Annotated in this window: 21 protein-coding genes; 12 read left to right on the top strand and 9 right to left on the bottom strand. The window is 72.1% G+C overall.

From position 1 onward, the window contains the following. Nucleotides 1-14 precede the first annotated feature (14 nt). A complete protein-coding gene (locus OG959_RS28570) occupies nucleotides 15-896 on the bottom strand; it encodes an alpha/beta fold hydrolase (protein ID WP_326663071.1) in 882 nt (293 codons plus the stop codon). A gap of 69 nt (nucleotides 897-965) precedes the next feature. On the opposite strand from OG959_RS28570, the gene OG959_RS28565 reads away from it, so the two are divergent. Next, nucleotides 966-1,442: a MarR family winged helix-turn-helix transcriptional regulator gene (locus tag OG959_RS28565; protein ID WP_326663069.1), complete on the top strand. Its 477-nt coding sequence runs from the start codon at nucleotides 966-968 to the stop codon at nucleotides 1,440-1,442. A gap of 51 nt (nucleotides 1,443-1,493) precedes the next feature. Here OG959_RS28565 and OG959_RS28560 read toward each other — a convergent pair whose 3' ends face one another. Then, the gene (locus tag OG959_RS28560; RefSeq protein ID WP_326663066.1) at nucleotides 1,494-2,402 is read right to left on the bottom strand and encodes a Gfo/Idh/MocA family protein; all 909 of its coding nucleotides are present in this window, start codon (nucleotides 2,400-2,402) and stop codon (nucleotides 1,494-1,496) included. A gap of 287 nt (nucleotides 2,403-2,689) precedes the next feature. On the opposite strand from OG959_RS28560, the gene glnII reads away from it, so the two are divergent. From glnII to OG959_RS28545, 3 genes are all read left to right on the top strand, one after another. Next, the gene (gene glnII, locus OG959_RS28555; RefSeq protein ID WP_219568013.1) at nucleotides 2,690-3,724 is read left to right on the top strand and encodes a glutamine synthetase; all 1,035 of its coding nucleotides are present in this window, start codon (nucleotides 2,690-2,692) and stop codon (nucleotides 3,722-3,724) included. 105 nt (nucleotides 3,725-3,829) lie between these two features. Continuing rightward, the gene (locus OG959_RS28550; RefSeq protein WP_326663063.1) at nucleotides 3,830-4,741 is read left to right on the top strand and encodes a DUF6891 domain-containing protein; all 912 of its coding nucleotides are present in this window, start codon (nucleotides 3,830-3,832) and stop codon (nucleotides 4,739-4,741) included. Between the two features lie 289 nt (nucleotides 4,742-5,030). Further along, nucleotides 5,031-5,639, top strand: a complete 609-nt coding sequence (locus tag OG959_RS28545) for a winged helix-turn-helix domain-containing protein (protein WP_326663061.1) — start codon at nucleotides 5,031-5,033, stop codon at nucleotides 5,637-5,639. A gap of 66 nt (nucleotides 5,640-5,705) precedes the next feature. Here OG959_RS28545 and OG959_RS28540 read toward each other — a convergent pair whose 3' ends face one another. Beyond that, the gene (locus OG959_RS28540) at nucleotides 5,706-7,835 is read right to left on the bottom strand and encodes an MMPL family transporter (RefSeq protein ID WP_326663059.1); all 2,130 of its coding nucleotides are present in this window, start codon (nucleotides 7,833-7,835) and stop codon (nucleotides 5,706-5,708) included. A gap of 280 nt (nucleotides 7,836-8,115) precedes the next feature. Between OG959_RS28540 and OG959_RS28535 the strand changes: the two genes are divergently transcribed. Both OG959_RS28535 and OG959_RS28530 read left to right on the top strand, forming a co-directional pair. Beyond that, nucleotides 8,116-9,384 (top strand): sensor histidine kinase, encoded by a 1,269-nt coding sequence (locus OG959_RS28535; protein WP_326663057.1) that lies wholly within the window; start codon nucleotides 8,116-8,118, stop codon nucleotides 9,382-9,384. Next, on the top strand, nucleotides 9,369-10,016 hold the full coding sequence (locus OG959_RS28530) for a response regulator transcription factor (protein WP_326663055.1): 648 nt from the start codon (nucleotides 9,369-9,371) through the stop codon (nucleotides 10,014-10,016). Before OG959_RS28535 ends, OG959_RS28530 begins: the two co-directional genes overlap by 16 nt. 86 nt (nucleotides 10,017-10,102) lie before the next feature. Here the strand turns inward: OG959_RS28530 and OG959_RS28525 are convergent, their stop codons facing one another. Beyond that, entirely contained in the window at nucleotides 10,103-11,776 is a 1,674-nt protein-coding gene (locus OG959_RS28525) for an alpha-L-fucosidase (RefSeq protein ID WP_326663052.1), read from the bottom strand. A gap of 145 nt (nucleotides 11,777-11,921) precedes the next feature. After that, complete coding sequence (locus tag OG959_RS28520) at nucleotides 11,922-12,413, bottom strand: MarR family winged helix-turn-helix transcriptional regulator (RefSeq protein WP_326663050.1); 492 nt, start codon at nucleotides 12,411-12,413, stop codon at nucleotides 11,922-11,924. A gap of 69 nt (nucleotides 12,414-12,482) precedes the next feature. Between OG959_RS28520 and OG959_RS28515 the strand changes: the two genes are divergently transcribed. Further along, nucleotides 12,483-13,028, top strand: a complete 546-nt coding sequence (locus OG959_RS28515; protein WP_326663048.1) for a carboxymuconolactone decarboxylase family protein — start codon at nucleotides 12,483-12,485, stop codon at nucleotides 13,026-13,028. 115 nt (nucleotides 13,029-13,143) lie between these two features. After that, nucleotides 13,144-14,652 carry a DUF1996 domain-containing protein gene (locus OG959_RS28510; protein WP_326663046.1) on the top strand — a complete coding sequence of 503 codons (1,509 nt, stop codon included), beginning with the start codon at nucleotides 13,144-13,146 and terminating at the stop codon, nucleotides 14,650-14,652. Nucleotides 14,653-14,683: 31 nt separating this feature from the next. On the opposite strand, the gene OG959_RS28505 is transcribed toward OG959_RS28510, so the two are convergent. Further along, nucleotides 14,684-15,151, bottom strand: a complete 468-nt coding sequence (locus tag OG959_RS28505) for a hypothetical protein (protein ID WP_326663044.1) — start codon at nucleotides 15,149-15,151, stop codon at nucleotides 14,684-14,686. A gap of 122 nt (nucleotides 15,152-15,273) precedes the next feature. Here OG959_RS28505 and OG959_RS28500 point away from each other — a divergent pair, with 122 nt between their 5' ends. The 4 genes from OG959_RS28500 to OG959_RS28485 all read left to right on the top strand — a co-directional run bounded on the left by OG959_RS28500 (nucleotide 15,274) and on the right by OG959_RS28485 (nucleotide 20,073). Further along, nucleotides 15,274-17,223 (top strand): hypothetical protein, encoded by a 1,950-nt coding sequence (locus tag OG959_RS28500; protein ID WP_326663042.1) that lies wholly within the window; start codon nucleotides 15,274-15,276, stop codon nucleotides 17,221-17,223. An 81-nt stretch (nucleotides 17,224-17,304) separates the two neighbouring features. Continuing rightward, nucleotides 17,305-18,210 (top strand): metal-dependent hydrolase, encoded by a 906-nt coding sequence (locus tag OG959_RS28495; protein WP_326663040.1) that lies wholly within the window; start codon nucleotides 17,305-17,307, stop codon nucleotides 18,208-18,210. A gap of 9 nt (nucleotides 18,211-18,219) precedes the next feature. Beyond that, nucleotides 18,220-19,296, top strand: coding sequence for a PDR/VanB family oxidoreductase (locus tag OG959_RS28490; RefSeq protein WP_326666660.1), 1,077 nt, complete (start codon nucleotides 18,220-18,222; stop codon nucleotides 19,294-19,296). Nucleotides 19,297-19,323: 27 nt separating this feature from the next. After that, nucleotides 19,324-20,073, top strand: a complete 750-nt coding sequence (locus OG959_RS28485) for a TetR/AcrR family transcriptional regulator (RefSeq protein WP_326663038.1) — start codon at nucleotides 19,324-19,326, stop codon at nucleotides 20,071-20,073. A gap of 67 nt (nucleotides 20,074-20,140) precedes the next feature. On the opposite strand, the gene OG959_RS28480 is transcribed toward OG959_RS28485, so the two are convergent. From OG959_RS28480 to OG959_RS28470, 3 genes are all read right to left on the bottom strand, one after another. Continuing rightward, nucleotides 20,141-21,406, bottom strand: coding sequence for a hypothetical protein (locus OG959_RS28480; protein ID WP_326663036.1), 1,266 nt, complete (start codon nucleotides 21,404-21,406; stop codon nucleotides 20,141-20,143). Nucleotides 21,407-21,489: 83 nt separating this feature from the next. Continuing rightward, nucleotides 21,490-21,840 (bottom strand): 5-carboxymethyl-2-hydroxymuconate Delta-isomerase, encoded by a 351-nt coding sequence (locus OG959_RS28475; RefSeq protein WP_326666658.1) that lies wholly within the window; start codon nucleotides 21,838-21,840, stop codon nucleotides 21,490-21,492. 99 nt (nucleotides 21,841-21,939) lie between these two features. Beyond that, nucleotides 21,940-23,976: an ATP-binding protein gene (locus OG959_RS28470; RefSeq protein ID WP_326663034.1), complete on the bottom strand. Its 2,037-nt coding sequence runs from the start codon at nucleotides 23,974-23,976 to the stop codon at nucleotides 21,940-21,942. Between the last annotated feature and the right edge of the window lie 81 nt (nucleotides 23,977-24,057).

The following is a 24,057-nucleotide window of genomic DNA, read 5'->3' as shown; positions in this document are numbered from 1 at the left end:
GCCATGGACAGCCCTTAGGCGGCCGCCTCGGCGTCGAGGAAATCCTCCATTCTGCGGTTGAGTTCGGCCGTCACCGGGCCGTACAGGGGCAGTGCGTGGTGGGAGACGCCGGGCAGCACGACCGTCTCGGCCTGCGGCAGCAGCCGGTGCACGGCAGCGCGCACCCGGGTCGCGTCCTGGGCGCGCCCCTGTCCGGCGAGGAGGACCAGGGCCGGTACGCCGAACCCGCGCAGGGCCTCGGGCGAGGGGCGCGGCCCGGTGACCGGACGGGCCCGGGGGAGGCCCGCCGCCTCTTCGCGCATCCGCAGCCAGACCGGGTCCAGCGCGGCGTGGCCCGTCTCCCAGGCGAGGAAGGCGCGCGTCCGTGCGGCGTCGGGGCGGAGCAGCATCGGGAGCGCGCGCACCAGGTAGTGGGGGCGGAATCCGGCGAAGCAGCCCGTCGGGTCGACGAGGACCAGGCGCCGGACGCGGTGGGGTGTGTGCAGGGCGTAGTGGAGGGCGATCCAGCCGCCGTACGAATGGCCGCACAGCGCGACCGGTCCGGGGCTCAGGGCGTCCAGCACCGCGCCGAGCCAGCTGTGCAGGTCCTCGGCGGTGCGGATCGGGCGCTCCCCCACCGCGCTGCGTCCGGGCTCGCCCACGAGATCGACGGCATGGACCCGGTGGGTGCGGCCCAGGGCCGCGGCCTGGGCGTACCAGACGGTGGAGGTCGCGCCGCCGCCGGGCAGCAGGAGCAGGGGCGGGGCGCCCTCGGGACCGTAGCTGTTGAGGCGGGTCGTGCCGTACGGGGTGGGGACCTGCGTCGAGGCCGTTCCGGCAGGCCATCGGGCGGCGAGGACCTCGTCGTAGGCAGCGAGGAAGGCTGCCGCGTCGGTTGAGGACGTCGTACGTGTCATGGGCACTCCCTGAACTCCGTCACGGGGATATTATCTCGCCGAGCGAGATAATAGAGTGAGGAGTCACGCATGGGCGAGCAGGGCTCCGAGCGGGAGATCGTCCACCTCCTGCGCAGGGTCACGGTCGAATTCGGCCTGCGCCAGGCCGAGTTCGCTGCCCGGAACGGCATGCATCCGACGGATGTACGAGCCCTGGTCTGCCTGCTCGACGCCGAGCGGAACGGGACCGAGGCCACGGCCGGACGGCTCGGCGCGGAGCTCGGGCTCAACTCGGCGGGCACCACCTCGCTCATCGACCGGCTTGAGCGCCTGGGCCATCTGAAACGCACCCGCGACGCCCGGGACCGGCGGCGGGTGCTGTTGTCCGTGACCCCACAGGCGGTGGAGCTGGGATGGGCGGCGTTCGGACCGATGATCGGGAGCGCCGAGGCCCTGCTGCGGGAGTTCGACGAGGCCGAGGTCGCCGCCGTACGACGGTTCCTGCTCGGCTTCCACGCCGCGGTGTCGAAGGGGCCGGGCCCGGCCGACGGCACGGGCCGCCCATGAGAGGGTGCCGGGCCGGACCCGGGTGCGGCGGGCCGGGCGGGCGGCCGGGGCTCAGCTGCCCGCCTGCGCCTCCGCCTCCGCGAGCAGCTCCGTCAGCCGGAGCCCGAACCGTACGTCGCAGGGGTGCGCCTCCCCCGTACGCACCGACTCGATCAGCGCGTCCACCGCGGCGCCGAACGCCTCGACGGCGCCGTCCCACCGGGGCAGACCGGCGACGCCGTGCTCGCCCCTGAGCTCGATCCCCACCCCGGCCGCCGCCACCGGCGCCGCCAGTGTGAGCGTCACCGTGCTGGAGGCGCCGGAGGTGTGGCGCAGGACGAGGTGATGAGTGCCGACGGGGCCGCGGACGGCGGTCAGGGCGGTGACGTCACCGAGCACCGGGATGAGGACCGAGAGCGCGTGCGGGCCGACGTCCCACAGGCCGCCCTTCTCCCGGCGCCAGGGGGACGCGGCGAACTCGCTGTCCGCGCCCGGCGCCCACAGGGCGCCGATCCACTCGGCGTGAGCGGTGAACCAGCCGCCCACCGCGCCCTGTTCGGCGATCCACTCCGCGGTCGCCGGAGCGAACCGCAGCGTGCAGAAGAGGATCGAGGCGACCCGGGCCCGCTCGGCGGCCTCGGCCACCTCCCGGGCGCCCTCGACGGTCGTGGCCACCGGCTTGTCCATCAGCAGATGGCAGCCGGCCGCCGCGGCCCGGGCTGCCAGGGGTGCCTGGACATCGGGCGGCAGGGCGAACGCGACGGCGTCACTCGCGGCGAAGAGCTCGTCGAGCCCCGCGTCACCGGTGTACGCCGTGACACCGTGCGCCCCGGCCAGTTCCCCGGCGGCCTCGGCCCGGCGGCCCCACACCCCGCTCAGCACGACGCCGGGGTGGGCGGCGAGGGCGGGGGCCTGGGTGATGCGGGCCCAGGGGCCCGTACCGACCAGGCCGATACGCAGGGGGGTCGCGGGGGTCGTCATGGGACCAGTGTGCACGGCGTGCCGGCCCAGCCGGGAGAACCGGCCCACGCGGGGTTCCGTGACGCCTGTATACGACGCGGCGGGCTTCGCCGTCCGGCGGCTGTCACCGAGCCCGCCGAAACCCGGCACCTCCCCGGGACGGCAGTCTGCGGGCCGCAACCCACGGCTGGACCCACTTGCACAGGAAACCTCGGTAACACGGGGTTCACACGAGGGCAACGGTCGGGAAATCGCGTCTTGCGAAGCTGCGCTGCATAGACCGCAGCACCCGCAAAGGATGGGCTTCCGTGACGTTCAAGGCTGAGTACATCTGGATCGACGGCACCGAGCCGACCGCCAAGCTCCGTTCCAAGACCAAGATCATGCCCGGTTCCCCGTCCTCCGACGTGGCCGAGCTGCCCATCTGGGGCTTCGACGGATCGAGCACCAACCAGGCCGAGGGCCACGCCTCCGACCGGGTGCTGAAGCCGGTCTTCACGTGCCCGGACCCGATCCGTGGCGGTGACGACATCCTGGTCCTGTGCGAGGTCTTCCACATCGACATGACCCCGCACGAGACCAACACGCGGGCCGAGCTGCGTCCGGTCGCCGAGCAGTTCGCCGGCCAGGAGCCGATCTTCGGCATCGAGCAGGAGTACACCTTCTTCGACGGCCACCGGCCGCTCGGCTTCCCCGAGGGCGGCTTCCCGGCTGCGCAGGGCGGCTACTACTGCGGCGTCGGCGCGGACGAGATCTTCGGCCGCGAGATCGTCGAGAAGCACCTCGACAACTGCCTGAAGGCGGGCCTCGCCATCTCCGGCATCAACGCCGAGGTCATGCCCGGCCAGTGGGAGTTCCAGGTCGGTCCGGTCTCCCCGCTGGAGGTCTCCGACCACCTGTGGATCGCCCGCTGGCTGCTCTACCGCACCGCCGAGGACTTCAACGTCTCCGCGACCCTGGACCCGAAGCCGGTCAAGGGCGACTGGAACGGCGCGGGCGCGCACACCAACTTCTCCACCAAGGCGATGCGCGAGGGCTACGAGGCGATCATCACCGCGGCCGAGTCGCTCGGTGAGGGCTCGAAGCCGATGGACCACGTCAAGAACTACGGCGCGGGCATCGACGACCGGCTGACCGGTCTGCACGAGACCGCCCCGTGGAACGAGTACAGCTACGGCGTCTCCAACCGCGGCGCCTCGGTCCGTATCCCGTGGCAGGTCGAGCAGGACCAGAAGGGCTACATCGAGGACCGCCGTCCGAACGCCAACGTCGACCCGTACGTCGTCACGCGGCTGATCGTCGACACCTGCTGCACCGCGCTGGAGAAGGCCGACCAGGTCTGATCCCGCGGCAGCGACCGTCCGTACGAGGGGCGCCCACCGGTTGGTCCGGCGGGCGCCCCTCCGCGTGCCCGGGGCACTGTCAGAGCGGTGTGCCAGGCTGGTCGCATGCTCGAGATCAAGATCGCGGCCGAGAACCGGCAGACACACACCCGTGTTTCGGACCAGGAACTCGGCCGCCTGGTGCACCGGATCGGCATGACCGGTGACCGCTTCCTGGTCGTGCAGCGGATACCGGACCTCCCGGGCACGTTCATCCAGGTGTGGCACGAGGTCGACGGGGCGTACGACGTGGAGCACCGCACCGGCGGAGCCGCCACTCATGTCCGCGCCCTCGTCGAGACGCCCGAGCGGGTCGCCGCGTTGATGACGCGCTGGGCCCGCCAGGAACCCGGGTGGGACACGGGTATCGGCTGGGAGAGCGCCGGCCTGCCGGAACCGGAGCCCGTACCGGAGATCGCGGCGGACATCCTCGGGCAGTTGGAGGAGCGCGTACGGGAGTTGCTCCGCGGCGGGTACGGCAGTGTGGCGGATCTCGCCGAGTCGGCCGAGGACTACCTGGTGAAGGACGGCGTGCATCCGGTGACCCTCGCGCAGGCGCGGCAGCTGGTGGAGCGGCTGTGGCTGGAGCGTGTCGCGGAGCAGCAGCGGTGGGCGGACGTGACCGATCCGGACCGGCTGGAGGAGGCCTTCGCCGTGCTGGACGGGCGGGGAATCACGGCCCGGGAGCACTTCACGTGCTGCCGGTCGTGCGGCGTGGGTGAGATCCGCGCGGAGGGGCGGGACGACGCCCGGGGCTTCGTCTTCTTCCACCAGCAGGGCACGGAGAGCGCCGCGGCCGGGCACGGACTGACCCTGTACTACGGCGGGTTCGACGAGTCCGCGGAGACGACCGCGGCGGTGGGCCGGGAGGTGGCGGCCGTGCTGGGCGAAGCCGGACTGCCCGTGGAGTGGGACGGTTCGCCGGACCGGGCGATCGAACTGACGGGCCTGGACTGGCGGAAACGGCTGGTGGGCTGAGCCCGAGCCCGGTCCATGGCAAACGGTCCGTATCGACGGGTGAGAGAGGTCTGCTCCCGCGCCCGGTTCTCTGGTTCAATGGGGTCATGGCCAGCATCCAGCACTCCTCGTCAGGTCGCAGCGACCTCGAGCCGTTCTGGCCCTCCCGTCAGCATCACGACTTCGACCGGGTGTGTTGCCGCGCGTTGAACGCGCAGGCCCTCTAACACCGCTCACCCCGGTCTTCGGTCCGCGCGCACGAAGCAAGTCCGTCCACAGACGACTCCCTCGCGCGAAAGAGCTGACCCTCATGGCGAACACCCGTATCTTCTCCGCCGCAGCCGCTGCCACCGCGGCGCCGTCGGCGTCCGCTGCGACCGCCTCTTCCCGTCCCCCCTCCCCCAACCGTCACCGGCTGCGCGCCGTCGCCCCGGACGAGGTCGTCCGGCCGGCCGATGTCTCCGCGTTCCTGACTCCGGGCGCCACCTGGCTGCCCGCGCCCCAGCACACCCTGCCGGCGCTGCCGGGCCGGCCGCCGATGGTCGGGTACCTGGTGCTCGTCCCCGCCGATCAGCAGCCGGCCATCGCGGCCGCGGCCGCCCAGTACGTGGTGCCTGAGGTGCTGGAGGACGCGGGGACGGGGCCGGTGCGGATCGACTCCGTCCAGCGCACGGCCGCGGTGAACGGGAACACGCTCGACCTCACCTACCTGGAGTTCGAGCTGCTGGCCCACCTCGTCGCGCACCCCCACCGGGTGCATACCCGCGACCAGTTGGTGACCACGGTCTGGGGTTACGGGCATGTGGGCGACGGGCGCACCGTCGACGTCCATGTCGCCCGGCTTCGCCGCAAGCTCGGCGCGGAGCACCGCCGGTCGATCCAGACGGTGCGGCGCGTCGGTTACAAGTACACGCCCTGATCGCACAAGGAGTGGGCCCCGGCCGCGGTACGTACCGCGGCCGGGGCCCACTTCGTTCGTCCGGGGTCAGCCGTGCATCACCGGGGCCGCCGCGTGGGCGGGCTCCGGCTGCGGCTCGCCGTGGTCCGGCTCCGGCAGGCGGCGCAGGCCGCGCGGGGTGCGCCAGTTCCGTTCGCCCAGCAGCGCCATCACGGAGGGCAGCAGGACCATGCGTACGATCGTGGCGTCGAGCAGCACCGCGACGGCCAGGCCGACGCCCATCTGCTGCATGTCCTGCATCGAGAGCGTCCCGAAGACCGAGAACACCGCCACCATGATCACGGCCGCGCCGGTCACCGCGCCGGCCGTGCGCCGGATGCCCTCGTCGATCGCGGCCGGGGTGGAGAGACCGCGGCTGCGGGCCTCGCGGATCCGGGAGACCACGAAGACGTGGTAGTCCATCGAGAGCCCGAACAGGACGACGAGGACGAACAGCGGCATCCAGGCCTCGATCGCGCCGACGCCTTCGGAGCCGATCAGTGAGGCGCCCCAGCCGTGCTGGAACACGGCCGTCATCACGCCGTAGGCGGCTGCCACGGAGAGCAGGTTGAGCAGGATCGAGGTCACGGCGATGACGTAGCTGCGGAAGCAGAACAGCATCAGCAGGAAGGTCACCGCGGTGATGAAGAGGAAGACGGGCACGATGCCGCGCTTCAGCTGGTCGTTGAAGTCCACGGACCCGGCCACCTCACCGGTGACGTAGGCCCGGGCGCCCGTGCCGTCGAACGCGGCCGGCAGCCGGTCCTCCCTCAGTTCGGTCAGGCCGGCCTCGCCGCCTGGCAGCGGTACCTCGATCTCCGCGACGTTCTGCGCCCGGTGGACGGTCACCTGGTCGAACCCCGCCAATGCCTTGCGTACGGCGGGCGCCTCGATGTCGTCGGCCTCGACGACCACCTGGGCCGGGGCGGGGCCGCCGGGGAAGGTGTCGTTGATGTGCCGGTAGGCGACGGACAGCGCGGAGTCGGACCCGAACTGCTTCTCCAGGCCGAGCGACTCGGTCTTCATGCCGAGGGCCGGTGCGGCGAGTACCAACAGGACGACGACCGAGGCGGCGGCGAAGAACTTCGGCTTGGCCAGGACCGGCCGCAGCACCTTTCCGGCGATCCTGCCGCTCTCCTTCCTGCCGCGCTTGTCGCGCCGGTTCAGCAGCGGCACACGCCCGGCGTCGATCCGGTCGCCCAGCCAGGAGAGCAGGGCGGGCAGGACCGTCACGGAGCCCATCATGGCGATGAAGACCACGATGATCGTGGCGAGGGCGAAGCCCTTGAACAGCATCAGACCCGACAGGAACATGCCGGCCATCGCGACCATGACCGTCAGCCCGGACACGAGCACGGACCGGCCGCTGGTCGCCGCGGCGATCCGCAGCGCCGTCTCCGCGTCGCGTCCCGCGGCCCGCTCGTCGCGTTCGCGGCGCAGGTAGAAGAGGCAGTAGTCGACGCCGACGGCGAAGCCCATCAGGAACATCACGGAGTACGTGGTCTGGAAGAGGTGCAGCTGGTGGCTGGCGAGCGAGAGCAGTCCGAACGCGGCCATGCACGCGGTCAGCGCGAGCCCTACCGGCAGCAGGGCCGCGACGACGGCTCCGAAGGCCACCAGCAGAATGCCGAGCGCCAGGGGTACGGCGGTGAACTCGGCCTTCTTCATGTCGTCGGAGAGCAGGTCGCCGAGCCACTTCCCGGCACTGGCCTCGCCGAACTGGTGGACGGTGACGTCCGGTCGCGCCTCCTGGACCCCGGCCACGGCGTCCAGGACGGGCTGCACCCGGTCGGCGGAGGTGGCCGCGTCCCCCTTCATCTCGAAGGTGATCAGCGCGTCCTTGCCGTCCTTGGACGGGACCGGAGCCGCGAGGTCCGTCACCTCGCCGGTCCGGCCGATGGCCGCGGTGAGCTCGCCGGCCGCCGTCCGCCAGCCGTCGGGCTTCGTCGACGACACCATGACCAGCTCACCCGCACGGGGGCTGAGGCCGGCGTCGGAGAGGATCTGCTCGGCGCGCGCCGAGTCGCCCGCACCGTTCTCCGCGTTGGTCATCTCGACCATCCCCGACGCACCGCCGATGCCCGCGGCGAGTACGACGAAGAGCAGCCAGCCGAGAACGGCTGTCTTGCGATGGTGTGTGCTCCACACACCGATACGTGCCGCGAGGTTGGGCCTCATGGTGTTGTTCGCCCCCTGTGTAGGCGTCGGACCGGACACGACGAATCTAGGAATTCCGGGCCCGCCGCCCCAGCCGTCGAAGCCCCCACTCGGCGCGACGTAGGGCGTCGGTGCGGGGGTGGTGGTAGGTACACCCCCGCCGGGTGGCGAAACGGCTGACGTCCGCGGGGTCCCCCGGGTCAGACTGGGTACGGACCGGGGCCGGCACGGCGGCCCGGCCAGGGCGCGTCCGGCTGATCAGGCCGGACAGGACCGGCCCGGAGAGGGAAGAGGGAGCAGGATGCATACGACACGGGGACGGGTAAGGGCCGCGCTGCTGGCCGCTGGACGTGGGTTGGTGCTGTCGGTCGCGTCGCTGGCGGGATCGCTCACCCTGTTCGTACTGACGGTGCTCTCCATCGCCTTCATCCTGCTGGGCATCGGTCTGGTCACCACCCCCTGGGTGCTGACGGCGGTCCGCCGGCACGCCAACCAGCGCCGGCTGCTGGCCATCACGTGGTCGGACGTCCGCATCCCCGTTCCGTACCGGCCGCTGCCGAAGGACGTGCGCAGCGGGTTCACCGGGCAGGTGGAGCGGACCACGCTGATGCTGAAGGACCCGGCGACCTGGCGGGACATCCAGTGGCTGATGGTCGACATGACGGCCGGCTATGTGGTGGCGACCCTGGCGGCGGCGCTGATGATCTATCCGGTGGAGGGCTTCGTCCTGGCGGCGGGTCTGTGGCGGGTCTTCACGGACGACCGGTACTGGTACGCGTTCGTGCCCGTGGACAGCCAGGCGTCGGGGCTGGCCGCCGCCGCGCTCGGCGTGGTGCTCTTCGCGGCCGGTGTACTGCTCAGCGAGCGGCTGCTGCGGGCCCACTTCGTGCTAGCCCGCGCGGTGCTGGCCCCCACCCATGAGCAGGAACTGGCCCTGCGCATCGACCGGCTGACCGAGACCCGGCACGAGGCGGTCGACACCGCCGCCTCCGAACTGCGGCGCATCGAGCGGGATCTGCACGACGGGGCGCAGGCCCGGCTGGTCGCCATGGGCATGAACCTCGGCACGATCGAGGCGCTGATCGAGAAGGACCCGGCCCAGGCGAAGGAGCTCCTGGCGATGGCCCGTGCGTCCTCGGCCGAGGCGCTGACCGAGCTGCGCGATCTCGTCCAGGGCATCCACCCGCCCGTTCTCGCCGAGCGCGGTCTCGGGGACGCGGTCAGGGCGCTGGCGCTGCGGATGCCGATCACGGCCGAGGTCGATGTGGAGCTGGACGGCCGGGCCGAGGCCCCGGTCGAGTCGGCGGCGTACTTCGCGGTCAGCGAGACCCTGACGAACGCGGCGAAGCACTCGGGCGCTGACCGGATCTGGGTGGACCTGAACCATGTCGACGGCATGCTGAGGATCTCGGTCACAGACAACGGGAAGGGCGGTGCGGCGACCGGCAAGGGCTCGGGCCTGAGCGGCATCGAACGCCGACTCGGTACATTCGACGGCATCATGGCCGTCAGCAGCCCCGCGGGCGGTCCCACCATGGTGACCATGGAGATCCCTTGCGAGTTGTCCTAGCCGAAGATCTCTTCCTGTTGCGCGACGGCCTGGTGCGCATGCTGGAGGCGTACGACTTCGAGATCGCGGCCGCCGTCGAGACGGGGCCCGAACTCACCCGGGCCCTGGCCGAGTTGAAGCCGGACGTCGCCGTGGTCGACGTCCGGCTTCCGCCGTCCCACACGGACGAGGGCCTGCAGTGCGCCCTCGCGGCCCGCCGGGCCACGCCGGGGCTGCCGGTGCTCGTACTCTCCCAGCACGTCGAGCAGTTGTACGCGCGTGAGCTGCTGGCGGACGGCAACGGGGCGATCGGCTACCTGCTCAAGGACCGGGTCTTCGACGCCGACCAGTTCATCGACGCGGTACGCCGGGTCGCGGCGGGCGGCACGGCGATGGACCCGCAGGTGATCTCGCAGTTGCTGTCACGGCGTGCGCAGGACAAGCCGATGGGCGGGCTGACGCCGCGGGAGCGGGAGGTCATGGAACTGATGGCCCAGGGCCGTTCGAACGCGGCGATCGCCTCACACATGGTGATCACGGAGCGGGCGGTGGCCAAGCACACCTCGAACATCTTCGGGAAGCTGGACCTGCCGCCCTCCGACGACGACAACCGTCGCGTTCTCGCGGTGCTCGCCTATCTGGACCAGGGATAGCCGGACCAGGGGCAGGGCGTTCCGCGGCATCGCGCATCCGGGCCGGGTCAGGGCCGGCCCGGATGCGCGGGATCGGGACGGACCGGTCAGGAACCGGCCGGTGCGGTGGTGAGGTGCAGCGTCGTGGCACCCAGGTACGGCTTCGCCCTGGATTCCAGCACCTTGACGCGGACCGAGGTGGCGGTCACGGCCGCGGGGAGCGTCAGGATGCGCTCGTGGCCGATGGTGGTGCCTTCGGCGATCCGCTGCCAGGCCCCGTCGATCCGGGCCTCGACGGCGAACCGCTCGACCCGCTGGCCGTGCCTGATGTCCTCACGGACCGCCACCCGGTCGAAGGTGTACGGGGCCGGGCCCTGGGTCCGTACGTCGCTGCCGTAGATCCGGCGCACGTCGTCGCCGAACGCGGTGAGTGACGCGACGTCCGTTTCGGCGATCCGGCCGTCGGGCGCCGGCGGGACGTTGAGGAGGAGCGAGGCGTTGCGGCCGACGCTCTTCTCGTACAGGTTCATCAACTGTGCGGCGGTCTTGGGCTGTTCGCCCTCGTGGTAGAACCAGCCGGGCCGGTTGGAGACGTCGGCCTCGGCCGGGTACCACTGGAGGTAGTTGACGGCCGGGTCGAGGATCCTGGTCCGGGAGCCGATGTCGGGCTCGGTCGAGTCGTTGGGGAGGCTGCCGAGCCCCGTCCACGGGTCGGTGGTGTGCGGGGTGACGCTCCACTCGGTCTCCCGGGCGACGCCCGACTCGTTGCCGACCCAGCGGACGCCCTGGGGGCCCTGGAAGACGACGGTGTTCGGCGAGAGCGCCTTGACCATGTCGAACCATTGCTTGACGTCGTACTTCTGGGTGATGCCGGAGCCCGACCACGGGTTGGCGCCGTCGAGCCAGAGCTCCTCGACGGGGCCGTACTGGGTGAAGATCTCGTACAACTGGTTGAGGTAGTACGCGTCGTAGTCGTCGGCCCTCACCTCGAAGGTGGGCAGCTTGCCGCTCTTCACGCGGGCGGCCCGGTCGTCGCCGGGGACGAGGGTGGGAATGGTGCGCTCGGTGACGGCGCTGCCGTTGCCGAACCGGCCCTGGCCGGCGGGGGCGCGGTCCCCGTCCTCCAGCGCCATCCGCTCGGGCAGGCTCAGCGCCTCGCCCTCGGCCTGCTTGGCGCGGATCTTCTCGACCCACTCGGCGTGCCAGGCATGCGGGAGTTCGGCGCCGTCGGAGGGGGAGAGGTAGAGGCCGACCTTCAGGCCCGCCTTGCGGGCGGCCTTCACATAGGCGGCGACCACATCGGGGCTTCCGGGGCTGAGGGCGACGGAGTGGTCGGTGTAGCGGCTCGGATAGAGGACGAAGCCGTCGTGGTGTTTGACGGTCAGCATGACCTGTTCGACTCCGGCGGCCTTGTAGGCGCGCATCCACTGGTCGGCGTCGATGCTCTTCGGCGCGAAGAGCTTCTCGTCCTCCGTACCGGAACCCCACTCGCGGTCGGTGAACGTGTTCATCCCGAAGTGCGTGAAAGCGGTGACCTCGCGCTGCTGCCAGGCCAGTTGGCCCGGCGTGGGGACGATGTTCGCGGCCTTCTCGATGATCCGGCCGGGGCTGTCGCAGGACTCGACCGTCATCTGCGACGCGGGTCTCACGGGCGCGTGGCACGGGGCGGCGGGCGATGCGGGCCGCTGGGGTGCGGACTGCTGTGCCGTGGCCTGTACGGGGATGAGCGCGGCGGCCGCCGCGAGTGCGAGCGCGCTGAGCACATGGGTGCGTCGTGCCATGGTTCCCTCCCATTCACGACCACGAGTGGTCGGGTCTTTCGGGTGCCGACGCGTGCATGTTGCCGCATGATGTGGCCCATAGGAAAGGTGCGCGCTCGATACGTCCTATCTCTCGTCCACAAAGTCCAAGCCCTCACCCGCCCGTTCAGCCGTTGAACCAGGCGGCCATATCGAGCCGGAACGCGTCCGCGGCGGCCATCGTGCGCAGATCGGCCTCCATGGCGCGGACCCGCTCGGCGCCGAGCACCCGCACCCACTCGGCGCGCAGCCGGTCGAAGCCCTCGGCGGACCGCACCAGCATGTCGATCCCGCGCGGGGAAAGGCGGACCAGCTTACGGCGGCCGTCCTGCGGATCGTCGACGCGCTCCACGTAGCCGAGGCCTTCCAGCTTCTCGACGGTCTTCCCGGCGGCCTGCTTGGACACCCCCAGCCGCCGGCCGATCTCACTGGCGGTCGACCCGCCCCGGCCCACCGCCTGGAGCGCGTACCCGTACGCGGGACTCAGGTCGGGGTGGCCGTGCTCGGCCAGCTCGCGATGCAGGGCGTCGATGATCGAACGGAAGCCGCCGAAGAGCAGAACGGGCAGCTCAAAGCCCGCTCCCGCCTCCGCGGGGGCGCCGTCCGGGCGCTCAGCCATTGCGAAACTCGACAACCTGGTTTACCTTTTCGTCAATCACGTTGTCGAGTTTATCGCGAGAGGACCCCCATGCCCGCCACCGTCTTCCCTGACCACACCCTTGAGTCCGCCCCCGCCGCCGCCCGCTCCACCATGACGGCCGTGGCGCAGAAACAGGGCTACCTGCCGGTCGCCGTCACCCGGCTCGCCTCGTCCCCGGAGCTTCTCGGCGGCTTCCTGAAGATGAGCGCGCTCTTCGAGTCGACGACCCTGGACCCGCTCTCCCGGGAGACCCTGATCATGGCGGTGGCCGGCCGCAACGGCTGTCACCTCTGCGTGGCCATGCACACCGCGCGGCTCACCGCTCTCGGCGCCGACGCGGACCTCATCTCCGCACTGCGCGACGGGACGCCGCTGCCGGACGAACGACTGCAAGCGGTACGGCAGTTCACCCTGGCGGTCCTCGCGACGAGCGGGGCCGTCGACGAGCGCACCCTGCAGTCGTTCCTCGCGCACGGCTACACCAACCGCAACGCGCTGGAGGTGGTCCTGGGCATCGGCACCTACACCATGTCGACCCTGGCCAACCGGCTGACCGACTCGCCGATCGACCCCCAACTCGCCGAGTTCGCCTGACACTTGACTACCGGCCCGGTCAGGAATTCCGCCTCCCGTTGAACGGGCCGCGTGCCGGCGCCGTATGGAACGTCACGCTTCTCCCCCGCGAAGCCTGAGAAGTCCGAGGAGTTCCATGGGACGCACATCGCGCAAGAAACGCTCCACCCTGGCCAACCGGGCGATCATCGCCTCGGCCGCACTCATCCTGGGCGGGGGTGGGCTGGCCGCGGTCAACGTCTACGCCTCTGCGGGCGAGGGCCCGTCCGGCTCCTCCCACCGGAACCGGCAGCCGGTCCGCCAGGTCTCCACCATCGACTGCCCCGAAGTGGTCAACGAGATCCCCGAGGTCCCCGGCCGGGCCCGGGCGGAGGTCGACCGCGAACTGGCCGCCATGGACACCCAGATCACCGATGCCTACCGGGAGTTCGCCGACCGCCGGGACAGGATGGCCCGCGACCCGCAGCTCGCGCAGAACGCCGTGCTGGGCCCGCTGAAGGCCCGGCGCACCGCCAGCATCGACCGCATCGCGACCGCGATCGGCCGCGGAGCGGAGCGTCCGGAGGGGCTCGGCTCGCTGGCCCCGTGCAGTCTGCGCGCGGACGACGAGGCGGACGAAGCCACTGCCGCGCCGACGGACCGGCCCACGGACGACGGTTCCGACGGCAACGGAGGCGAAGGCGAAGACGGCGGCAACGAAGGCGGAAACGGCGGTGACCAGGGCCAGGACACCGGTCAGGGCCAGGAGGACGGTCAGGGCGGCAACGGTCCCGAGGACTCCGACTTCGTCGACATCCGGTCCGTCCAGCCGAACGTCGACAGGCCGGCCCGGCTCCGGGGCGCCTCCCGCGGCACCTTCACCACCGAGTGCGGGCGCAACCAGAACGGGAAGTTCAATCCGGACAACGTCATCGCCGCCCCCGGTGTCGCCAACGGCGCCCACCACATGCACGACTATGTCGGCAACCAGGCCACGGACGCCTTCTCCGGCGACGACGACCTGGCCGCCGGCGACACCACCTGCCGCAACCAGGGCGACCGGTCCACGTACTACTGGCCGGTGCTCCGCCTGCAGAACGGAGCGGCGGAGAACGACGCGGAAGCCGACGGCGGGGGCAGGGACCAGAACACCGGGGAGATCCAGACACCGTCCCAGGTGACGCTGAAGTTCGTCGGGAACCCCACCGGGAAGGTCACGGCCATGCCGCGCTTCCTGCGCATCATCACCGGCGACGCCAAGGCGTTCACCAACGGCGACGCGAACGCCAACGCCTCCTGGAGCTGCACCGGATTCGAGGACCGGCAGCTCAAGGAGTACCCGGTCTGCCCCGAGGACAGCCAGGTCGTCCGTTCCTTCGCCTTCCAGAGCTGCTGGGACGGGCAGAACACCGACAGCGCGAACCACCGCACCCATGTGGCGTTCGCGCAGGACGACGGGAGGTGCCCGAACGGCTTCCGGGCCATTCCGCAGCTGGTCCAGCGGATCGTCTACGACGTGCCTCCGGGGCCAGGGTTCGCCGTCGACTCCTTCCCGGAGCAACTGCACAAACCCGTCACCGACCACGGTGACTTCATCAACGTCTTCGACGACAGGCTGATGCGGAAGGTGGTGAGCTGCGTCAACGACGGGCGCAAGTGCCGCTGAGGACGCGTCGCCCCGCACCCCACCTGCGCGGTCAGCTCCCCGGATGACCGGAGTGCCCTGCCTCGTTCGCGCCGTCGCCACCACTTCCCGAGTGGTGCGGCGAGGCAGTCTCCACCGTCCCCCCGAGCCGGCCGCGCAGTGCCGCGATCACCGCGGCGTCCGAGACGGCGACCCACCTGCGGCCGACCAGGTACGAGCCGCCGTAGTCGTTGGCCTCGTTGATCCACTCCCGCTGGCCGCGGTCGGTGGCGAATGTGGCCAGCACATAACGCCCGTCCTCCGTGGCGCAGTTGGCCTGCCGCAGCTCCTGTGCGTCGGTCTGGAGCTTCGGCTCGCAGTGCGCCTGTGCGGCGAGTTCCTCCAGTGTTCCGGTGGCGGTCGGCGGGATGTCGTTCCCGTCGCCGTCACCGGAACATCCCGCGAGCAGGACAGGGCCCACGACGACGACGGCGCACCACGCGTGCCGCGCCGACCTTCGCGTACCGTTCCGCTTCGTCATCCGGCCATCGTGCCGTTCCGGGCCGGGTCCTGGCAGCCGAACGCGGGAAGGGCTCGGGGGCGCGTCACCGGCCCGCACAGCCCCCGGAGTGACCATCGCACGATTCGCTCGTTCTGCTGAACGTGCGTCCACTGTCAGAGGTACCGCCAGCCGCCGCCCGGCCCGATGCGGGGCAGTCCGAGGCCGCGCTCGTCGAGCACTACCCGCGGCTGGCCCGGCTCGGCTATCTCGTCCTGCCGCACTCCCTGAGCCGCGACCGGCGCGTCCTCACGGCTCACGCACTGGCCCAGCGGTCCCTCCAGGCAGCCCGCAGAGCCGGGCCAGCGGACGGCGGCGCGGTGCCTCTGCCACGCCGTCCGGGTCGCGCGGAGGCGGCCGATCCGGGGTACGCCTACGTCCGGCGGCAGGTGCTGCGGAACGCGCTGGCGGCGGGTCGGCCGGGGCGTCCGATGCATCTGCCGCGCCGCCACCGGTTCCCGCCGCTCCTCCCGCTGACCTGGGGGCTCCGACTGTTCCCGCACTCCGGTGGCGCCGATGAACTCGCCCTGGAGCAGCGGCTGTCGGAGGTGAGCGGGGCGGCGCGGGCCGCGTTCGTCCTGCGCGGTCTGGAGGGGCTGGCGGACGGTGAGGTCCGGCGGGTGCTGTCCGATGCCGGGGTGGCCGACCCGCATGCGGCGTTGATGGAGGCGGACGGGGTGCCGGCCGCCTATGCGCTGCTGGCATCACCCGAGTTCGACCCCTGCTCGCTCCAGGCCCGTCCGCCTGATCTGGCCCGCCGCCGCAGATACCTCAGGGCGGCGCTGGCCGGATTCGTCGCCCTGCTCGTGTGCGGGGCGCTGCTGGGCCTGCCGGGTGAGGGCTGGAGCCGGGGCTCCCTGTCCGCGCCCCTGTACACACGCAACCCGGCCGCCGAAGAGGCCCTGGAACCGGGAGCGTTGCGCAGGGTGCCGGCGACGTTCTGGCAGCGCTCACCGCGTACCGACTTCACCGCCTGGCCCACCCGGGGCGACCGTACCGAGGACACCCGGCTGCTGCGGCGGGCGCTACGGGTATGGGCGCGGCCGGGCGGTGGTGTGCGGACGTCGGCGACGCCGGGGACGCCGGTGGGGCCGCCGATGGGGGCGCCGCAGCTGTTGTACGCGGGCGAGGTGGGCCCGTCCGCGGTGGTGCTGTTCCACGACGGGCTGCGTGTCGTGCGGTACGCGGAGCCCCGTGACGCCGATCCGTCCGGGGGCGCGGCGCTCGACTTCGCCCGGGTCGACGGGGCGGACGTGACGTCGGCGGGCGCGCTGGTCGTGGAGCGGGCGGGGGGCTCGGTCCGCTATCTGACGGCGCCCTGGGTGCGGCAGGCGCGGGTACGGGATCTGCTCGCGCCCGGCCGGGAGCCGCGCGCGCTGCACCGCACCCCCGACGGGGTCACCGACCCGCTGCCCGGCCCGGCGACCGCACCCGGCTGCCGGTCCTGGTACGCGGTCGAGCTGGCCGACGCCGAGGCGGTGCGCCTGGTGACGGATCTCGGTGAACTCGCCCCGGCCCGGCTGACCTCGGGCCCGCCGGGGCGTCCGCACGACGTCTCGCGGCGCACGGAGTACGCGAGCTGGGCGCGGACCGCCTGTCTGCTGCCTGCCGTACGTGCCCACGGGGTGCGCGAGGTCAACTCGTGGATGTACGCGAAGCAGTCGCTGCCCGAGGGGGACGGCACCGCCCAGTGGCTGTGCACCCGGGCGGAGACCTGGCGGGGCACCGGGAGCAGGACCCTCGCCCAGTTCCAGGCCCCGTCCGGGCGGCCGTCGGGGAGCGGGCCGCCGGGGGTGGTCGCGGCGCGCGCCGAGAACACGCCGGAGTGCGGGGCGCGCGCTCCGCAGGTGCTGGCGGGCGTGCTGTGGAAGTCGCGCGGCGGCCGGTGGTACGTACTCGCGGCGGGCAGTGAGCAGTTCGCTTCGCTGACCACGTCCGGCGGGGTGACGGCCCGGGTGCGGGGGCGACTGCTCGCGGTGCGGGCCGGGGCGGGCGACCGGGCGCAGCTGAACGGGCGGCTGACGGACGGCAGCCGGGCCGGGGCGCTGCGCTGAGCACCGCGGCGCGAAGGCCGGCCGGGAATCAGCGCGTGCACACCCCTGTTGCCCGGCCTTACCCCTCAGTACATTGACAACATGTCTAACACGCAGCCAGCGGCGGTGGCCTCGGAACGGGCCCACCTCAAGGCCCGTCGGGTGTCCTTCGCCTGGGACAGAACGCCCCTGCACTGGGTGCCGGGCGATCCGTTCACCACGCACACCATCAACGTGCTCCATCTGCTGCTCCCGGCCGGGGAACGCTGGTTCATCCACGTCTACCGCCAGGTGCTCCCGTACATCCACGACGAGCAGCTGCGCCAGGACGTCATCGGGTTCATCGGCCAGGAGGCGATGCATTCCCAGGCCCACGACGACGTGCTCCCGCACCTGAAGGACCTCGGACTCGACCCGACCCCGTACACCGCCCAGGTCGACTGGCTCTTCGAGAAGCTGCTCGGCGACCGGACGCTGCCACCGGGGCGGGCGCGCAGGTGGTGGCTGATGGAACGGGTCGCGACGATCGCGGCGATCGAGCACTACACGGCGTTCCTCGGCGACTGGATCCTGAACGCCGACGAGCTGGACCGGCGCGGCGCCGATCCCACGATGCTGGATCTGCTGCGCTGGCACGGCGCCGAGGAGGTCGAGCACCGCTCCGTCGCCTTCGATGTGTTCATGCACGTCGACGGCGGATACCGGCGGCGGGTACGGACCTGGGCGACGGCCTTCTCCGCGCTGCTGTTCCTCTGGCAGCGCGGCACCCGGTTCTTCATGGAGAACGATCCGAGCCTGCTGGACGGCAAGGCGTCCTTCGGCCGGTTCTACCGCAGCGGCCGGGACGGCACCCTGCCGAGCACCCCCTCGATGCTGCGGTCCATCCCACGCTATCTGAGCCGTACGTACCACCCCTCGCAGGAGGGCAGCACGGCGCAGGCCGTCGACTATCTCGCCCATTCGCCCGCCGCGGTCGCGGCCGAGGCCCGTACGACGGAAGCCGGCTGATCCATGCCCCTGTCCCTCCCCCGCCTGCGTACCGTCGCCGTGGTGGCCGGCGCCGCGCTGCTCGCCAAGCGGGCGATGCGCCGCCGGATCGCGAAGTCCCCGCTGTGGCCGCTGCCCGCGCTGGACGAGCCCGTGTCCGGCCGGGCGCGGCGCCGTTCCACCACCGGCCGGCGGCTGCTCGTCACCGCGCGGACCACACCCGCGGACGGTGTCGTGCAGCTCCGCCTGGAAGGCACGGACCTGCCGCCCTGGCAGCCCGGCGCCCATCTGGACCTGGTGCTGCCGTCCGGGCTGGTCCGCCAGTACTCCCTGTGCGGCGACCCGGCCGACCGCACCACGTACACCGTGGCGACCCGGCTCGCCGAGGGCGGCAGGGGCGGCTCGCGCGAGGTGCACGCCCTGCTCCACGAGGGCCAGGAGGTCGAGGTCCGGGGCCCGCGCAACCGCTTCCCGCTGGCCGACGCCCCCTCCTACCTCTTCGTCGCCGGCGGCATCGGCATCACACCGGTCCTGCCGATGGTGCGCGCGCTGGCCGCTTCGGGGGCCGACTGGCGGCTGCTGTACGGGGGAAGCAGCCGGTCGACGATGCCGTTCCTGGCGGAGATCGAGAAGCTGGGCGCGGACGGCGACCGGGTCACGGTCGTCCCGCGGGACGAGGCGGGCCACCCGGACATCGCGGCGGCCCTCGCGGACACGGCCGAGGGCGCGGCGGTCCACTGCTGCGGTCCGGAGCCCCTGATGGACGCGGTCGCGGCCGCGCTCCCGCCCGGCCGCACCCTGCACCTGGAGCGGTTCTCCGCGCCGGGGACGGACGCCGCGGGGTCGGTTCCGTTCGAGGTGGAGCTGCGCCGCTCGGGCCGCACCGTACCGGTCGCGGCCGGCCAGTCCGTGCTCGCCGCCGTGCGTGCCGAGCTGCCGCACGTCGCGTACTCCTGCGAGCAGGGCTTCTGCGGTACGTGCCAACAGCGGGTTCTGGAGGGCGAGATCGAGCACCGGGACGACCTCCTGACGGACGCGGAGCGGGACGGGTCGATGCTGATCTGCGTGTCACGGTGCCGGGGCGGGCGGCTGGTGCTGGACCTCTAGAGCGTGGCGGTCGGTACCCTGTTCTCCATGACGACCGGGGTACGGCGCAGGATGGGCGTCGAGGAGCGCAGGCAGCAGCTGATCGGTGTCGCGCTGGAGTTGTTCAGTCACCGGTCCCCGGACGAGGTGTCGATCGACGAGATCGCCGCAGCCGCCGGGATCTCCCGGCCGCTGGTCTACCACTACTTCCCGGGCAAGCAGAGCCTGTACGAGGCGGCGCTGCGACGGGCGGCGGACGAGCTCGCGGCCAGGTTCCTTGAGCCGCGCGAAGGACCCCTGGGAGCAAGGCTGTTGCGGGTCATGGGCCGGTTCTTCGACTTCGTCGACGACCACGGGCCCGGGTTCGCGGCTCTCATGCGGGGCGGTCCCGCGGTGGGTTCCTCGACGGCGAACGCGATGGTCGACGGGGTGCGCCAGGCGGCCTGCGAGCAGATCCTGGCGCACTTGGGCGTCGAGGAACCCCCGGCCCGGCTGGAGCTGGTCGTGAGGTCCTGGGTCTCGCTCGCCGAGTCGACGGCCCTGATGTGGCTGGACGGGCGGCGCATCCCGCGTGCGGAGCTGGAGTTGCAGCTGGTGCACGACTTCGCCGCACTGGCCGCCGTGAGCGCCGCCTACAACGAGGAGATGGCGGGCGTCGTGCTGCGCGTCCTCGCGCAGGAGCCGGCCGACGGGCCGTTCGGAGAGCTGCTGGTGCGGCTCTCCTCACTGGCGCCCGCCGTGCCGGCCGTGCCTGTGCAGCGGTTGCGCGGACCCGGCGGGGATCAGGTCCTGCGGTAGGAGGCGTCGAGGTCGCACGCCTCGACCGTCAGGTGCAGGGGTGGCCCCGCCAAAGGCCGCGCGGACCTCAGCGGTTGCCGGGACGCACGGCCACGAACGGCCGGGGCCACGCACCTTCGGCGGCCGAGGTTCCGACCACCGTCAGTCCGTCCCGCCCACCGACGACCCCGCTCGCCGAATTCTCCGTGGGCACCGAGGAGTCCGCCGGCGTGGGCTGTACGAGCCCCAGGTCCTTCCAGCGCCCCCGAGCCGTACCGGTGGCGTCCGGGTTCCACGCCCACGCCAGCGCCTCCCGCTGCGCGCCGAGCGTCTGGCCCACGGCGGCGATCCCGCCTCCCGGCCGCACGGTCAGGCCGTAGAGCCGCGCGGGCACGTCCGGTACGGCGACCTTGTGCCACCCCGTGCTGTCGCGGCGGGCGACCAGGGCCCGGGTGGACCCGTCCTCCGGGGACCAGTCCTCACCCACCAGCCACACCCCGCCCTTCTCGGTCACGGCGAGGCCGTGCGCCTCTCCGGGAATGTCCGTGACACCGGGGACGCCGACCTGCTCCCAGGAGGTCCCGTCGTAGTGCATCAGCAGCGGAGTGCCACCGGCACCGTCGTAACCGGCCGCCCAGACGTCATCGGCGGAGACCGCCTGCACGGTGTTCAGGTACCAGTAGTCGCTGGGAAGTTCGGGGAGCGATACGTCGCGCCACGCGGTCCCGTCGAAGTGCCGGGCGATTCCGGCGTGCCGCGACTCGGTGATCCAGCCCCCCTTCTCCTCGTTCCAGGTGCGCGACACCTCGATCTGCGTGAATCCGACGGCCCAGGCGCCTCCCGGACGTGCGTCCACGTCCAGCAGGGACCCCGCCTGTGCCTTCTCCGGCAGATCCGCCGGCACGACCTGCCACCGCGTGCCATCGAAGTGCTGGGTGTGGACCTGGCCGCCGAGGGCGGAGACGTCGTCGCCCACGAGCCACACGTCGCGGGGGCCGTTCGCGTCCACGGCGTTGAGCCGGCTGTCGATCTCTCCCGCGGCCGCGGTGGCCGACGCCACGGGTGTCCACGGGCCGCCGGGCTCGGAGCGTTCGGCGACCACCGGCTGGAATCGGGTCACCTTGCCCTCCATGCTGAAGGTGAATCCGGCCGCCCAGGTCCTCCCCCGTCCCATGTTCACGACGTCGACGAGATTGGCGTCGCTGAACGGCACCGCCTCGCTCGCCCAGGTGCGTGCGGGGGCGACGGTCCCGTCCAGCGCGGACGCGGGCAAGGGGACGGACAGGGTGACGGACAGAGCAGCCGTGGCAACGGCGGCCCGGAGCAGTGAACGACGACGGCTGGACTTCAGCACAGGGTTTTCCTTCCGGAGACGGTCTCACCCGGTAAGTGCCTCGGTCCCGTGGCCGGGTTGCAGTACTACGTGATTCTCATGCGTCAGATCTTGCGGTAGGAGGCGTCGAGGTCGCGCGCCTCGACCGAGAGGTGCAGGGTCAGCTCCCCGGCCGGCCGGACGTGGCCGGCCAGCAGCTGCAGTACGGACTCCGTGAGCAGTGCCTTGACCTCGGGGGTGCGGCCGGGCAGCAGGGAGATTTCGATGTGCACGATCGAGTCGCCGCCGGGTGCGTCGGCCACCACGGTCTGGCTGATCCGGCGGAAGCGGGTCTTGCAGGCGGCGATCTTGGTGCTGACCGTCTCGGCGATCAACGGGTGCAGTGCCCCCGTGAAGCCGGTGCGGTCGAAGGTGTCGTCGAGTTCGGCGGAGTAGTCGACGATGATCTGCGGCATGGCGGTCTCCTGGCGGGCGCGGGACGACAGGGAAGAGATCATCCCTGAGGGCTGCCCCCAGCTTTCCCCGGCCCGGGGAGGGCGCACAAGCGGGATTCACTATCTGAGCAACTCGCCGTGGAGCGCCTGGGCCAGGCCCGCCTCCGCACTGTCGGAGCGGCCCCGTTCGTAGGCGCGCAGATAGGCGGCGTCGCCCACGGCCGCGCGGGCCTGGCGTTCGCAGGCCTCGCGCAGGGGCCCCAGTTCCGGGGTGCCGCGCTGGGGGTGGCCGACCATCCGCCAGTAGACCTGTCCCGTGCCGTACACCCGGGCGGCGCGGGCGCCCTCGCCCTGGGCGGCGATCGCGGCGGCCAGGAGGTCCAGGCCGAGCGCGATGCCGAAGCTGTCGCGGAGCCGGTGCTTGCCGGCGAGCATGGACCGGGCGTGCGTGGCGGCGGCTTCGGCCCGCCCCTGGAGCAGTGCGATCAGGGCGAGCTGGTAGTCGACATAGCTCAGGGTCCAGCACTCGTCCCTGGCCACGCAGGCCGCGCGCAGGACGGCGGCCGCCTCGGCGGCCTCGTCCAGACGGCCGAGGCCGGTCAGGGCGAAGACGGTGATCAGGTGGCAGCGCAGGCGGTAGGCGGTCTCCAGCGGAGTGTCGGACCCGGCGGTGCGCAGGACCCGGTCGGCCTCGCGCAGCCCCTTCTCCGGTTCGCCGGTCATCAGATGGGTGAGGCCGCGCAGATAGGCTGCGGCGAGGATCCCCTCGTCGGTGCCGTCGTCCGCCGCCGCCCGTACGCATTCCTCGCCGATCCGCTCGGCGGCCGCGTAGTCGCCCTGCAGCAGGACGCAGATACCGAGCACCCACAGGACCCGGGTGCGGTGGGGGCCGGTGGCCGGGCCGGCGTCCAGGGCACGTTGGGCGTAGCCCCGGTTCTGCGGGAGGTGGCCGCAGCAGCACCAGAAGAAGCCGATCCGGCCGGCCATCTCCTGGGCGGCGGCGGGGTCGTGGTCGAGCAGGTGGTCGAGGGCGGCGCACAGGTCGGCGTGCGATTCGGCGATGCGGTGGTACCAGAGGATCTGGTCGTCACCGGTCCAGCCCGCGTGGGCGCCGCGGGCCAGTTGGAGGAAGCGGGCGGCGTGCCGGTCGGCGGCGGCGCGTTCCTCACCGAGTTCGGCGAGCCACATCCGGCCGTACTCGCGCAGCGTGTCGAGCATGCGGTGGCGTTCGCCGTCGTGGGAGACGACGGACTTGACGACGAGGGCGCGCAGGGTGGCCGGCACCGCGTCCGCGGTGAGCGGTCCCCCGGCGCAGACGGCGACGGCCGTCTCCTCGTCGAAGTCGCCGCGCAGCACGGTGAGCCGGGACCAGAGCAGCCGTTCCAGCGGGGTGCACAGTTCGTGGGACCAGCCGATGGTGGTGCGCAGGGTGCGGTGGCGCGGCGGTCTGAGCGTGGCGTCGGCGAACGCGTCGAGGCGGGAGGCGAGCCGGCCGGCGATCTCCTGGGCGCTCTGGCGTCCGATGCCCGCGGCGGCGAGTTCGATGGCGAGGGGGATGCCGTCGAGGCGTCGGCAGATCTCGTCGGCTGCCGCGGCGCTGCCGGGCTCGTCGAAGGAGGTGCCGGGGGCGGCGGCTGCCGCGCGCTCCCGGAACAGGGTGAGGGCGTCGGCCGTACCGTCTACGGGCAGCGGCTCCACGTCGACGGTCTGCTCGCCCCTGATGTTCAGGGGCTGTCTGCTGGTCGCGAGGACGGTGAGGCCGGGCGAGGTGGTGAGGATCTCGCCGAGGAGGTGCGCGCAGGCGGGGCGCAGGTGTTCGCAGGAGTCCAGGACGAGCAGGAGCTGTTTGTCGGCGAGCCATTCGCACAGCACGTCGGTGGGCATCCGCAGGGTGTGATAGCTCAGCCCGACCGCGTCGGAGACGGTGGCCAGGAGCAGTTCGTCGTCGTGGAGCGGTGAGAGGTCGGCCCACCGGACGCCGTCGCGGAAGCGGGACTCCGCGCGCCCGGCCGCGCGGACCGCCAGGCGGGTCTTGCCGACTCCGCCGGTGCCGGTGAGGGTGGTCAGCCGGCCGGTGGCGAGGGAGCGTTCGATCCGGTCGAGTTCCGCCTCGCGTCCGACGAAACTCGTGGTCTCCTCGGGAATGTTGCTCGCCATCGTCACCGTCGCTGACCAGGTGGAGCGGCCGGTCCCGGCCCCCCGCACCCCGTACGGCACCGCCGTCGGACGATCGACGGC

The organism is Streptomyces sp. NBC_00385 (assembly GCF_035917155.1).
In the GTDB taxonomy this organism is placed as follows: Bacteria; Actinomycetota; Actinomycetes; order Streptomycetales; family Streptomycetaceae; genus Streptomyces; species Streptomyces poriferorum.
The sequence above is the reverse complement of the archived record's forward strand: the minus strand, read 5'-3'. Positions and strand labels throughout refer to the sequence as shown.